The 14,063-nt window shown below is 29.8% G+C and carries 14 protein-coding genes; all 14 read right to left on the minus strand.

From position 1 onward, the window contains the following. Nucleotides 1-19: 19 nt before the first annotated feature. The 14 genes from BW983_RS06425 to BW983_RS06490 all read right to left on the minus strand — a co-directional run bounded on the left by BW983_RS06425 (nt 20) and on the right by BW983_RS06490 (nt 14,033). Entirely contained in the window at nt 20-871 is an 852-nt protein-coding gene (locus BW983_RS06425; RefSeq protein WP_076550967.1) for a glycosyltransferase, read from the minus strand. Then, nucleotides 868-1,920, minus strand: a complete 1,053-nt coding sequence (locus BW983_RS06430; protein ID WP_076550969.1) for an EpsG family protein — start codon at nt 1,918-1,920, stop codon at nt 868-870. The genes BW983_RS06425 and BW983_RS06430 overlap by 4 nt, the downstream gene beginning before the upstream one ends. 29 nt (nt 1,921-1,949) lie before the next feature. Then, nucleotides 1,950-3,014, minus strand: coding sequence for a glycosyltransferase family 4 protein (locus tag BW983_RS06435; RefSeq protein WP_076550971.1), 1,065 nt, complete (start codon nt 3,012-3,014; stop codon nt 1,950-1,952). 6 nt (nt 3,015-3,020) lie between these two features. Then, the gene (locus tag BW983_RS06440; RefSeq protein WP_076550973.1) at nt 3,021-4,268 is read right to left on the minus strand and encodes an O-antigen translocase; all 1,248 of its coding nucleotides are present in this window, start codon (nt 4,266-4,268) and stop codon (nt 3,021-3,023) included. Nucleotides 4,269-4,293: 25 nt separating this feature from the next. Continuing rightward, entirely contained in the window at nt 4,294-4,887 is a 594-nt protein-coding gene (locus BW983_RS24335) for an acyltransferase (protein WP_076550975.1), read from the minus strand. Next, nucleotides 4,880-5,983 (minus strand): DegT/DnrJ/EryC1/StrS family aminotransferase, encoded by a 1,104-nt coding sequence (locus tag BW983_RS06450; RefSeq protein ID WP_076550977.1) that lies wholly within the window; start codon nt 5,981-5,983, stop codon nt 4,880-4,882. The genes BW983_RS24335 and BW983_RS06450 overlap by 8 nt, the downstream gene beginning before the upstream one ends. Continuing rightward, nucleotides 5,980-6,912: a GNAT family protein gene (locus tag BW983_RS06455; protein WP_076550979.1), complete on the minus strand. Its 933-nt coding sequence runs from the start codon at nt 6,910-6,912 to the stop codon at nt 5,980-5,982. The genes BW983_RS06450 and BW983_RS06455 overlap by 4 nt, the downstream gene beginning before the upstream one ends. After that, the gene (locus tag BW983_RS06460) at nt 6,909-7,583 is read right to left on the minus strand and encodes an SDR family NAD(P)-dependent oxidoreductase (RefSeq protein ID WP_167369968.1); all 675 of its coding nucleotides are present in this window, start codon (nt 7,581-7,583) and stop codon (nt 6,909-6,911) included. Before BW983_RS06460 ends, BW983_RS06455 begins: the two co-directional genes overlap by 4 nt. Nucleotides 7,584-7,611: 28 nt before the next feature. Further along, nucleotides 7,612-8,604: a 3-oxoacyl-ACP synthase III family protein gene (locus BW983_RS06465; RefSeq protein ID WP_076550983.1), complete on the minus strand. Its 993-nt coding sequence runs from the start codon at nt 8,602-8,604 to the stop codon at nt 7,612-7,614. After that, a complete protein-coding gene (locus BW983_RS06470) occupies nt 8,604-9,020 on the minus strand; it encodes a sugar 3,4-ketoisomerase (protein WP_076550985.1) in 417 nt (138 codons plus the stop codon). The genes BW983_RS06465 and BW983_RS06470 overlap by 1 nt, the downstream gene beginning before the upstream one ends. Further along, complete coding sequence (locus BW983_RS06475; RefSeq protein ID WP_076550988.1) at nt 9,010-9,414, minus strand: sugar 3,4-ketoisomerase; 405 nt, start codon at nt 9,412-9,414, stop codon at nt 9,010-9,012. The genes BW983_RS06470 and BW983_RS06475 overlap by 11 nt, the downstream gene beginning before the upstream one ends. 2 nt (nt 9,415-9,416) lie before the next feature. After that, on the minus strand, nt 9,417-11,780 hold the full coding sequence (locus BW983_RS06480) for a GumC family protein (RefSeq protein WP_076550990.1): 2,364 nt from the start codon (nt 11,778-11,780) through the stop codon (nt 9,417-9,419). Nucleotides 11,781-11,855: 75 nt separating this feature from the next. After that, nucleotides 11,856-13,148 carry a nucleotide sugar dehydrogenase gene (locus BW983_RS06485; protein ID WP_076550992.1) on the minus strand — a complete coding sequence of 431 codons (1,293 nt, stop codon included), beginning with the start codon at nt 13,146-13,148 and terminating at the stop codon, nt 11,856-11,858. Nucleotides 13,149-13,214: 66 nt separating this feature from the next. After that, complete coding sequence (locus BW983_RS06490; protein ID WP_076550994.1) at nt 13,215-14,033, minus strand: polysaccharide biosynthesis/export family protein; 819 nt, start codon at nt 14,031-14,033, stop codon at nt 13,215-13,217. Nucleotides 14,034-14,063 lie beyond the last annotated feature (30 nt).

Raw genomic sequence — 14,063 nt, forward strand, 5'->3', positions numbered from 1 at the left:
AATTTTATCTTATGTTTATTCATTTTCTATTAAAAATATAATTACTGAAAAATATTTTAAAAAATATAATTTTCTTTGTATCTAAAAATAATCTTGTTGTTCTTTTCAGTGCAAGAAGATGGTAGAAAAATATATCTGTTGTTTCATGAGTTTCAAATCTTTTTACATCTGCAAGAAATATTTTATATCTTTTGATAACTTTATTGATATCCGATTCAAATAAAGAAAAGTTTTGAAATCCCTGAACATCCAAAACATAGTATGATGAGAATTTACGTTTATAACGTTCTATAAATTGAAAATCGGCTCCATCCACCTTTACATTTTCATTGTATCCTCCCACTTCATCAAACTTATCTAAGCGAACACATAATCCGCTATTTACAGGTGATGTTTTATTAAAGTAGTGTATTCCTGGATCGATTGTCTTTGCAAACCTGCCCCATTTATGTTTACTTATAAAAGGAGACATTATCTTCCCATTTTCAATATTAAGAACCGGTACAAACATATAAATAGATTCATACTTATTCATTGCACGTAAATATAATTCTAAAGCATTTTCCGGAAATTCAGTATCCTGATCTAATAGAAATAACCATTTTTTATTATTTTGAGACGCATACTCTGCAGCACAATTATAAGCCTTACTTAAGCCTGAATTTTTAGGATCATTAATATATTCTGTAGACCATTGTTCGTATTCCTCTAGTTTCTGAGGTATTGGACTGTTGTCATACACAAATAGAGATGCTTTTTCAGTTATATTTAAAGTGTTTAAAGATTTTGTAACGGTCTGAAAACTTTCACTGTTATTGAGAGTTTCATTGTAAAGAACAATTACAAATTGTATATCATTTATATTTATCATTTTTTGAATATTAATAAGGTTTCAGCTCTAAAATGGAAAAAAAGAAGCATAAATGCGAATAGATAGATGCTAAATTTCAATAGTACAAAGGTCATGTCTTTTTTTACATATGAATATAGTACAAATGGGATTACAACCATTTCAACAACTCCGAAAAGCTCATTAAACCTCATTGCTAATGTGGTAACTTCGGAGAGTTGAACAAGAAGTATTTGAGATATTATGTAAACTTTAAGTAATATAATAGCATATTTATTTTTTTCATATATTTTCTCAATATTAAATAAAAGGATATAAGTAAATATAAAACGAAATATAACTAAAGTATTAAATACATTTACTTTCTCACTACCAACCTCTTTTCCTGCATTAAAGTAAACTTCAAGTTTTTTTTGTATTAATTCTAAGCTAAAAATTTTTGCAAGTCCTAAAGGGGTAAATCCTATAAATAATAAAATATAAGACAATGGTAACAGAAGTTTCCATACTTTGGTATTAATTTTTTTAGGATCTAAAAAGTATAAGAATAAAATAGGTATCCCCGAAAAATGAAAAGAAACAGCCAAAATCGCAAATAGATAGAAAAGTTTCATATTCCTATCATACAATGGAATTAGAGACAACAATAAAAATGCCGAACAAATTGCGGCTCTAATCTGAGTAAGATCTTGTAAAATGTATGTATTACATATATAAATTACTATCGACAGGAAAAAAAAATCTGTCATCTTTCTAATCGCCATTAATTTCAGATAAACTCCAATTAATGCATATATGAATAATAACCAAACAAAATTTCCTGAAAATATTTTTATAGTATTGACAATTATAGTGAATGTATATTCTAGATTTTCAAGACTTTTGGCATTATTAAAAGAATAAAGATATAAAGGCTGATCTCTATCAAAATCAACTCCTCTAAAAGTAGCAAACAAAATAAGACCTATAGTCTGTAAGATATAAATATACTTTTTAACGATTGGATACCTTATTGGCAAACAAGAAATTAAAACATTAATAATAAATAATAAAAGAAATAAGTTTAACATTTAAATGACTATTAATCTATATAAATAATCTATTGTGAAAAATAGGTTAGCATTTTTTGGGATATAAGCTTCCAATCAAATTGCTCTATATTAGTAAAAGCTCTATTTTTCTTTAATTCAGCTAAAATAGGATTATCAATAAATTCCATAACTGCATCTTTAATAGCTTCACTATTTTTTATAGGGACCATAAAAGCATTATCCAGACTAGCCGGGTAATAACCGGTAGTAATCACCGGCACACCGCAAGCCATAGATTCTATTACAGGATAATGAATTGCTTCCATTTGTAATATACCTCCACAAATATAAGCATCTAAAGAATTATAATATTCGGCTAATTTATGATCTCCATCTGGAGTAACTACTTTTATTCCTTCAAAATTTTCTAAATCTTTTTCTCCAAAAGCAATATGCAATTCAATTTTTGTTCCAAGTTCTTTCCTTAATAGTTTGAATGCTTCTAATATATAAATAGTCCCTTTATGGATTTCTGATCTACCGATTGTTCCTAAAATTATTTTATTACCATTTTTAGATAATGATAATGGCTTAAAAGTATTCAAATCTAATCCAGGAAAAACCACTTTGTCCGTTTTCAACTCTTTATAATTTTGGTACATCAAAGCATTAACTATAATATCCAAGCCTAGCGTATAGGAATTTTTGCTTATTCTTCTTAAAATATAGTTCTTTAACCCTTTTTCTCCATAAAATTCTGGTTCATATGCTTGTACATAGTAACACTTCTTTGCTTTAATTTTAGAATTCTTTACAGGTAAAGCACTGAAAGAATGATTGGCAAGAACTACATCTGCTTCTAAAGTATCTAGTGCTTTTCTTAGAAATTTTCGAAGTCTAAACATCCCAAAGGTTAATACGGCAGAATCATTATTTTGATGTTCTACTACATTTCCTTTGTTATCATAATATAATAGTTTTGCTTTAGTAGGAAAATAAGGGAGATCACCATTAACATAAGATAAGAAAATGACGTCATGCCCTTCTTCAATCCAATAGTTTGACAATTTTGATAAAACCCGAAAGCCCCCTGATTTTCCAAAAGAACCTACAAGTGGAATAATTATTTTCATACGAAATTAATTTTTTGAAAAAATTAAATTTTTAAAAATACAAATCATTGTTATTAAGTGCATAAAATAAATAAGACAATACGATTGTGTAGCACCTATAACCCCATTTAAATTGATAAAATAATAAGAGATTAAAATTAATAAAATAGCGAAAACTGTTTCTGTAATAATATACATTTTAGTCATTGATTTGGCTATCATTAAAAATCCAAGCAACCAACTCATTATTTTAAAAAAGTCTCCTAAAAGTTGCCAAAAGAAAAGGTCCTTCATAGGATAAAATTCTTTTGTAAACAAAATATTAACTATTAATTCTCTAAATAAATAAATCAATACTAAGCATACAAATATTATCGGAGTAATTATTTTATATGTTTTAAAAATTTCTTTCCTTAAAAGTGAATCTACTTTTATTTCTGATAATTTGGGAAGATAATATACTCCCACAGATGTTGTAACAAACAATAAATAAAGTCCTGATATTCTATTAATTCCCTCCCAAAACCCCGCTTGTTGTATTGAATATTTGTTTATAATATAGCCTCTAACAAGCATTTGAGTAACAGGTACAGTAACAACTGATATTAAAGCCATTAAAGAATATGAAGAGTATTTTTTAATAGTTAACTTATCCCATTTACCTAAAAAAAATTCTTTACTAAACCAAAAATATTTTCTAATAAAAAAAATAGTTACAAACAGGATAATACTCTGATAAGTTACATTTGCAATAAGAGCTCCTTTGAGTTGAAATTTCACAACTAAAAAAACGGTAAATAAAAGGCCTAAAATACTTGTAATAATATTTATAATTACAAATTTTTTAAATTCTTTAAATCCATTTAAAATTGATAAAAAATAATTGTTTAGAGATAGAGGTAATAAACTTATTCCTAAAAATATAAAAACATAATAATACTTAGGATCTAATAAAATAATTTTACTGAGGTAAGAACAAAATACAATAATTAGTAATCCCAAAAATAAGGATAATACAAAAGTGATTTTAAAACCAACATATAAGAATTTTTTTAAAATAGTTTCTTCATTTTTAAACTCTGAAACATACTTTATTACCCCATTATTAATACCTCCTGCTCCAAAGGTTGTAAATATGCTGGTAACATTTTGTAGCTGTCCTATTAACGCTACACCACTAGGGCCAATAATAGATGCTACTATTTTTACACTTATATAACCAGTAATTATTTTTATGAGAGTAGAAAGACCAGTAAAGGAAAATATTTTGAACATTAAAATTTAGTATTTTAGAGTGATATTAATTTGTAATCTCTCTTATTATTTTAGCTGGTACTCCACCTATAATTACATTAGCTGGAAATTTCCCTGAAACAACTGATCCCACCGCAACTATTGAATTGTCACCAATAGAACTATTCTTAAGAATAACAACATCATTTCCTATCCAAACATTCCTTCCAATAAATATTTCACCTATCTTTCCTATTTCACTTCTTTTAGATGGGTCAATTCCATGAGCTTCAAAATCCATAATTGTAACATTTTGCCCTATAAGTGTCTTAGACGATATGACAATTTTATTAGCCGCACAAATAAATAGATTATTATTAGTCTGAACATCATCCTCAATTATAATCTGGGAGTTTTTTTCTCTGGGCTGAAACTCTATTACCCCCTTATAATTATATCCTCCTCTTTTTATTCCAAATAAACAATTTTTACCTACAGTAATTTTTCCTTCTCCTCTAACCAATAATAATTGTCCTAGAGATGGAGTTTCTGAGAATTTTATTTTTCCTAATCTGAACAAGTTTCTGGTAACAAAATAATAAAAATAGTGATGATATTTAATGAGTTTCAAATAAATAAAAACGACCTTAGCTTTAAACATAATTATTTAATTTGTCAATTACTTTGGTTATTTCTTCTTCACTCATTACCGGACTAATTGGCAAACTTAAAACCTCATTATGAATTTTCTCACTGATTGGAAATGATAAATCATTCCATTCTTCATATGCTTTTTGCTTATGTGGTGGGATAGGATAGTGAATAATTGTTTGTACTCCGCTTTCTGTAAGATAAGTCTGAAGTTCATCTCTTTTCTCTGTTCTGATTACAAAAACATGCCATACATGCTCTTTTTCATCTGCAGGATATTCTGGAAGTATAATAGCTGGATTTTTAATTCCTTCTATCATTTTTTTAGCAACTTCTCTTCTTATATTATTTTCATTGTCAATATACTTCAGTTTGACGTCTAATACAGCTGCTTGAATTTCGTCCAGTCTAGAATTTAAACCTTGATAGATATTAACATACTTTTGATTTGAACCATAATTAGCAAGTGCTCTTATAGCTTTTGCTAACTCATCATCATTGGTCGTCACTGCTCCAGCATCACCTAAAGCACCCAAATTTTTCCCTGGATAAAAACTAAAACCTGCAGCATCTCCAAGATTACCAGCTTTTATTCCATTCCATTCTGCACCAATTGCCTGAGCATTATCTTCTATAATTTTAAGGTGATGCTTTTCGGCAATTTTTTTAAGATTATCAGAAAAAACAACTCTTCCCTGAAGGTGAACTATAAGAATTCCTTTGGTTTTAGGCGTGATTTTTTCTTCGATTTTAGAAATATCAATATTATATGTATTGATTTCCGGTTCTACTAATACAGGAACTAGCCCGTTATCTGAAACAGCAAGAATAGAAGCTATGTAAGTATTCGAAGGAACTATAATCTCATCTCCCTTCTTCATGATTCCTAATTCAATATATGCTCTGAGAATCAAACGTAAAGCATCTAATCCATTGGCTACTCCAATAGCATGTTTTGATCCAATATATTGAGCTAATTTCTCCTCAAAGATTTTCACTTCCTCTCCTAACAGGTACCATCCTGAGCGGAAGGTTTTAACAATTCTATCTTCAATCTCCTGCTGATAAGCCAGGTTGATTTTTTGTAAATCTAAAAACTTAATCATCTTTGTTTGTATGTTAAAATATGTGAAACTTTACCTAATTTACATCCTAGTTTTTCATAAGAGTGAATTACTGCCTTATTTGTAGATGCGGGATGCATAAGAGCAAATTCTGCTCCTTGTTCTCTTAAGTGATAAGCCATTTCCGAAATCAACTTAACATACCATCCTTGATTGGTTTTGGATGATACAGCACTTAGTACCATTTTAGAAACTTTAGTATCAATATGATCCCACCAATTCTTATAATACTTTGCTGTTAAAAATGAATCTGCAGGTACACCTTCTTCATTAGGAACCATCACATAATCTGCAAAACCTTTCACTGATTCTTCTGCAAATACTCCCAGAAAACTATCTGCAATGACAGGATCTAGGCAAACATCTGCATGAAATCTGTCAAAAGGATTAACCATTTCAGAGGAAACTCTTTTCAAATTTGTAATATCAGATTCTTGAGCTTCTCTAACAGCATATCTATTATTTTCAAATTTATTGAGTTCTAAATAATATGTCATTCTTGTTTCTACAAGCCTAAACATATTCTCATTAAGAGCCTGAATAACAAAAATATCTTCAGAAGGAATTTCAATAAAAATGTAATTATCTTTTACAACATTTTCTTTAAAAGCTAAAATAGCTTTCAATAAATTATCATAATTAGTTTCATTGAAAAGGATATACGTAAGCTTAAGAGTAGGCATTTTAAAAAAATCACTGTCCCATTCTAAAAATTCATAGAAGAAATTATAAGTATGGCCTTCTACATCCACACTATATAGCTTACCTTCATTCATTTTCAAAAGAATGTCATTTTTAACGAAATATTCAAATGATTTCTCAATAGTATTTCTAAAAAAACTTGTGGGTGAATAATGCAATAGTTCATTCTTTCGAAACTCTATCTGTCTTTCTATTATTTCTTTAATCATATTAATGCTCCATTTAGGTCAATTGATGAACCATTGATATACTCACAATTGATTAGATAATCTACTGTTTTAAAAATATCAATAGGTTCACATAATTTTTTAGCTGGTATCTGCTTAACTAGATTTTCAAGAAATTCTTGTGGTACCTGATTGATCATTCCTAGTTCACTATACCCCAAATTAATATTATTAATCGTTATATTCAGTCCTGCATTCTCTTGAGCTAACGATTTAGACATTCCCCATAATGCTGATTTAGATGCTGCATAAGCACTTATTCCAGGAGTACCTTTAGAGGCAACAACAGAGGAAAAATTAATAATTCTACCAAATTTCTGAGAACGCATTATTGGTAATACTGCTCTTATACAATTGAACGAGCCTACTAGATTTACATCAATCACTTGTTTCCATGCATCAGGATCTGATTTATGTGCAAATGCATTATAAGTAATTCCTGCGCAATTGATTAGAGTAATATTTTCTAATGACTCAGTATTACTTTCAATCCAATTTGAAACCTCTTGGTAATCTGTAACATCTACTTTAGAAAGTTCATCGGCAGAAGTGGAAGTACTGTTATAAGTGCCTAAAACTTTAACACCTAAAGATTTATATTTTTCGTATAGGAATTTACCTATTCCTTTTGATGCTCCAATAATTATAATCATAATTGTGTATATATTTTTATTACTAAAACTACATCCATCTGATAATAGATGCTCCATAAGTCCAGCCACTACCTACAGCAGCAAAAAGAATAATATTTCCTTTTTTTATCTTTCCTGCTCTATGTAGTTCGTCTAATAAAATAGGTAGAGTTCCACCTGAAGTATTAGCATATTTATCCATATTTGTCATTACTTTTTCAAAAGGTAATCCAATTATTTCAGCTGTTTTTTGTAAAATTTTTATGCTTGGTTGATGTGGTACCATTAAATCTATGTCATCAATTGAGAGCCCTGTATCTTCTAAAACCTGCATAATAGCTTTTGGAAGCACTTTTGTTGCTGTTTCATAAACAGCACTTCCATTCATTTGAAAGAAATGTTTCTTTTCATCCAATGTTTCTGAAGTTGCAGGAAACTCTGACCCACCTCCTGGAATTGTAAAATTTTCTTTACCTCTGCCATCAGAGTAAAGACGATAAGCTAAAAACCCACCATCATCCTTACAATGAGAAATAACAGCTGCTCCTGCTCCATCGCCAAAAAAGACAGCATCTCTCCTTGTCCAATCTGTAATCTTAGAAAATGTATCTGCACCAATGATGAGAACATTATCATAAACCCCGCTTGCCACATATTGTGAAGCAACCGACATACCAAATAGGAAACCACTACAAACTGCTGAAATATCAAATGCAGCAGCATTATAAGCTTGTAATTTATCCTGAACGATACATGCCGTTGAAGGAGCTAAACGATCCGGAGTGGCAGTTGCTACAATGATTAAATCTATATCATCTTTAGTCAACCCAGCATTACTAATTGCTCTTTCACCTGCCTTCCATGCTAAATCACTGGTAGCTTCGGTATCATCTGCTATTCTCCTTTCCTTAATGCCTAAATTTTCAAATATCCAATCAGCATTTGTATGTAAAATAGTTTCTAAATACTCATTCGTATATATTGTTTCTGGCACATAAGATCCAGTTCCAATAATTTTAACATTTCTAACTAATTGTTTCATTATTTCAAAAATTCTAAGAAATTATTATAGTCTCTGATATAGTCTTTTTCATTATAAGTATGGGACGCTAAGACTAAACAAATAGCACCAGAGGAAAAATTAACCTCTGAAGCCCATATACCTGGAGGAATATGTAGTCCCATATTTGGATTATTTAGAAAAACCTGTCTTTTATAAGTACCATCATCCAATTCAACTTCAAAACTTCCGCTCGCTGCAATGAGAAATTGATGACATTCTTTATGGGCATGGGCTCCGCGGCTTTCACCACCAGCTATATCATAAAGATAGAACACTCGCTTTACATTAAAAGGAAATGAAGAATTGTTCTCAACTACAGTAAGATTTCCTTCTGCAAAATTGATTTTTCCCAAATCAATTACACTACAATCAAATACTGAAATATTATTTTTCATTGACTAACGTTTTAAATTCTTCAAAATCTCTAATATAATCTTCGCTATTATAAGATTTATCTGATACTATAAGAGCTAATGAATTGGTAGAAAAGTTTTCTAATCTTCGCCAATACATTTTGGGGATATATAGACCATAATAAGATCTATTTAAAGAAAATCTCTCTTCTTTTATACCATCGTTCAATACTATATCAAAGCTTCCAGAAAGAGCAATAATAAATTCCTGTTGTTCTTTAAATGCATGGCTGCCTCTTACTTCTCCTCCTGGCACATCATAAATCCAGTAAGTTCTTTCTATTTCAAAAGGTAATTGATTAGGATGCTCAAAAAAAGATAGATTTCCCCGAGGGTCAACAATTTTAGGTAATGTAATAAGAAGTGGTTTATCCATAATTAAAATCTATTTTTAAGTTTTGTAAACCAGTTTTGTTCTTCAGCGTGGTACCCATAACCATATTTATTACCGTATCCAAAATAATCTTTATCTACATCATTTAAAATGAAACCAACATTTTTGATTTTCTGACTACTGATACTCTTATTAGCAAAATCAATTAATGCATTTTCTGTATATTGAGACCTTGTTACATATAACGTAACATCAGCCATATCAGCAATAAGGAACGTGTCTGTAACTAACATTAAAGGTGCTGTATCTAAAATAATATAATCGTATTTATCTTTCAGTTCTTCAATTAAGTTTTGATAACGACCATTTGTAAGAAGCTCTGTAGGATTTGGAGGAATACTTCCTGAATAGATAACGTCTAGATAAGGATTAAATGTCGAAACATGTACAATCTCTTTATTCGTTATCTTTTCATTATACAAATATTCTGTAAGACCTAATAATCCTTTTCTAGCCGGATTGTATCTCTGAAGCTGTGGGTTTCTGATATCCGAGCCAATAATAATAACTTTTTTGTTTGGAGTAGCCAAAGTAAGTGCAAGGTTTACAGAAACAAAAGTTTTACCTTCACCTTTTACCGTTGACGTAACGAAGATAATTTTAGCATCTTTCTTTTTAGGAATCATAAAATTCATATTTGTGATAAGAATTCTAAATGCTTCTGCTAAAGGAGAAAGATCATTAAGTTTTACCAATTCATCCTGACCTCTTAATAAGCCTGGAATTTCACCAATTACCGATTTACCATGAGAAAGTTTCTCAAGATCACTTCTTGATTTTACTTTATTGTTAAGAAGATCTTTAACATAAACAATTAAAAAAGGAATAGCAAAACCACAAACTAACGCTCCCAAAAGTATAAGTATCTTTTTGGGTGCAACAGGCTTAGGCGAAGCATAAGCATAATCAACTATTCTTGCTTTGCTAGCCGTTACAGCTAAAGAAATTGCAGTTTCTTCTCTTTTTTGTAATAGAAGTAAGTATAAATTTTCTTTTATTTGCTGCTGTCTCTCAATACTTCTAAACATTTTTTCCTGTGCAGGAATCTTAGTAATTTTTGAACTGATTTTATTCTGTTCTCCTTCATATTGATTTTTAGCCAGTTGAATTCCAGTTCTATTTTTAATAAGACTTTCCATTACAGAACCTTTTAAAGAAGAAATCTGTTTATTAAGATCTATTATTAATGGGTTTTGAGGCGTTGCATTTTCTAATAATCGATTTCTTTCCAATACTAATTGATTATAAGCAGAAATATTTGTAGCTGCTGTAGTATTGTTTAAGCCAACATTAGTAGGTAAAACCTGGCTGTTACTTTGCTTACTCATAAAATCGATCAAGGCATTTGTCAATTCAAGCTGAGATTCCAAATCAATTTGTTTTGCTCTTGCTTCTGCAGAAACCTCTAGATTAATTTTAGCTTCTGTTCCTAAATCTGTAATTTGATTATTAGATTTGAACCTTTCTTTTTCATTTTCTACCTGTCCTAATTCATTAGAAATAATATTAATCCTGTCATCTATAAAATCTTTTGTTTTTTTAGATTCTGAATTTTTATCTGAAATTGCTTCGTTGTTATATGCTTCAACTAATTTGTTTACTATATCTTTAGCTTTAGATACATTTGCATAATTCAAAGATAACCCTATTACTGTTGCATCTTTATTTACTAAAGCAACATTTAATATTTTTTGTAAATTATCTACGGCACCATCAACAGTTGCATAAGAGATGTACACATCGCCCATTTCACCAGCCTCTATTTTATTAAATTGGGTATTTTTTAGAATAAGAATGTTAGCATAAGGAAGATTAATAAGTTTGTTAAACTTAGTTTTAACTTCAGGTAATTCGTCACTTGATAAGGTAATATTATCACCAGATATTTTTATTAAAATTGGCTTTTTAGGCCCTTTTGTAAAAGGTTTTTCATTAACAACTTCAATTGTAATAGGAGATGTATTTTTATAGAGTTCTTTTTCTTTTAAACCATATTTGGTATAAACTGAAGTTTGTAATCTTAATTGTTTTACAACTTCGTGCATCAATTTTTTTGATTTAAAAATTTCAATTTCATTTTCTATACTATTGGTTCCCATTCCTCCCAGAACCGATAAATCTTGCAATACACCGAAATCTCCGCCCCCAGAAGGAGCTTTTTTAGCATCTTTGATAAGTACAGATGATTGGATACTAAATACTGGTGTAGCTAGTTTTAAATAAAAATAACTGATAATTAATGATAGTATAGGGATAATAACAAACCATATCCAGTTTCTTATATAAGGTTTGATTAATTCCTGAATATTAATATTTTTCTCTGAGTCTTCAATAACTGGATTATCCATTATTTAGTTTTAAATTTTACAAATTGCTTTGTTATTAATTATAACAACAAAAATTGATTAGTTTTATTATTTAAATTATAGTCTTGCATCAACTAAACTTCTATCAATACAAGCTTTAGTATCAAAAATAACACTATCTTTCTTTCTAAGTTTTTCAAAATCTAAGCTCAAAAACTCTTTATGAGAGACGGCAATGATAATAGAATCATATTTTTTATCTTTCGGAAGTTGATCAAGAATAGAAACACCATATTCTTGTTGAACCTCTTGTTTATCAGCCCAAGGGTCAAATATATCCACTCCAATTCCATAGTCTTTTAATTCGTTATAGATATCAATTACTTTGGTATTTCTAACGTCGGGGCAATTTTCTTTAAAGGTCACCCCTAAAATTAAAGACTGAGAGTCTTTAATAATATTACTTTTTGCAATCAATAACTTAACCACTTTAGAAGCTATGAACTTTGCAATTGAGTCATTTACTCTTCGACCAGATAGAATAACATCCGGGTGATATCCCAATTGCTCAGCTTTATGTGCAAGATAATATGGATCTACAGATATACAATGTCCACCAACAAGACCTGGCTTATATTTAAGAAAATTATATTTTGTACCTGCAGCTTCTAAAACATCATTAGTATCGATTCCCATTCTATCAAATATTAATGCCAGCTCATTCACAAAAGAAATATTTACATCTCTTTGAGCATTTTCAATTGCTTTTGAAGCCTCTGCTACTCTAATACTTGGCGCTTTATGAGTACCTGCTGTAATAATTTTTTTATATAGATCGTCAATTTCCTGCGCTATTTCGGCAGTTGACCCGGATGTGACTTTCATTACGCTTGTTAAGGTATTGATTTTATCCCCGGGATTGATTCTTTCAGGAGAATATCCTACAAAAAAATCTTCGTTAAACTTTAATCCGGAATATTTTTCCAAAATCGGAACACATTCTTCTTCTGTACAACCAGGAAAAACAGTAGATTCAAATATAACAATATCTCCTTTCTTAAGAATTCCTCCCAACATCTTTGAAGCAGTAAGCAATGGATTCAAGTCTGGAGCATTATATTTATCAATAGGTGTAGGTACCGTTACAATAAAAACATTGCATCCGGTAATTTCATGAATATTATTTGATCCTATATAGCCAATGGTTCCTTCTGATTCATTATAACGGTTTAAACAAAATTTAAGTTTATCTATATCCGCTTCTAATGTTGTATCATGACCATTATTAAGTTCATTAATTCTTTCTTTATTAATATCAAACCCCCAAACTGGGTAATGATGAGCAAACTCCAAAGACAAAGGTAATCCTACATATCCTTGTCCGATAATGGCTATATTATATGATTTCATTCTTTTGTGATTCTTTCAAAAAATTAAATTAACACTTATATTTTTGGTAATTTAATTACTTTACTTTTATTTTTTAAATAAACCTATAACAACAGCAATAGCTGTAACACCGATAGAAATAGCAGTCAGGTAAAGACCAGTATTAGGGTTCTGTCTTGATGCAATTTCTTTTGCTTTAGTTGACTGAACAATGATAGCATCACCCTGTTTTAAGTTAAAAAACGGAGAATTAATTAAATTACCATCCTGTAAATTAATTCTGCCATGAGTAACTGTTCCATTTTCAGTCCTTATTACCAATACGTCTGACCTTTTTCCATACCCGGTTAAATCACCAGCAAGCCCCAGTGCATTCAGAATAGTCGCCTGTCCATTAGCAACCGTATAATCTCCTTGTCTGTTAACTTCCCCAAGTACTGTAACTTTAAAATTTGTAAGTCTAACACTTATAGTAGGGTTAATAACATATTGACTTACTTTTTCTCTTAATTCATTTTTTACATCAATCAGAGTTTTATCTTTTGTAGTAATTGTACCAATTATTGGAAAGTCTATATTACCATTATTATCTACAATATAAGTAGGTCCCGATATTGTTGTCATTCCTTGATTAGGTGTATTCCCCCCTGCATAGGTATTGGTTTGAATCATTTCAGAGGAAGAATAATTCTGATTAAACGGCTTTACTACATCCATATCTTTAGCAGTAATCATGATAACCAGCTGATCTCCTGCTTGAATGGTATTTCCAGAATTTTTCGCAGATGATTCAATAGCCACTTGTTCTATATTCTGCATATAATTTAAATCATTCTGAGCATTATCTTTAACCTTACATGATACTAATAAGAGTATAGAAAACAGTCCTAATATTCTACTTTTCATATTTTAAAATTGTACAAATATACATTTATA

Source organism: Chryseobacterium ureilyticum (assembly GCF_900156735.1).
Taxonomy (GTDB): domain Bacteria; phylum Bacteroidota; class Bacteroidia; order Flavobacteriales; family Weeksellaceae; genus Chryseobacterium; species Chryseobacterium ureilyticum.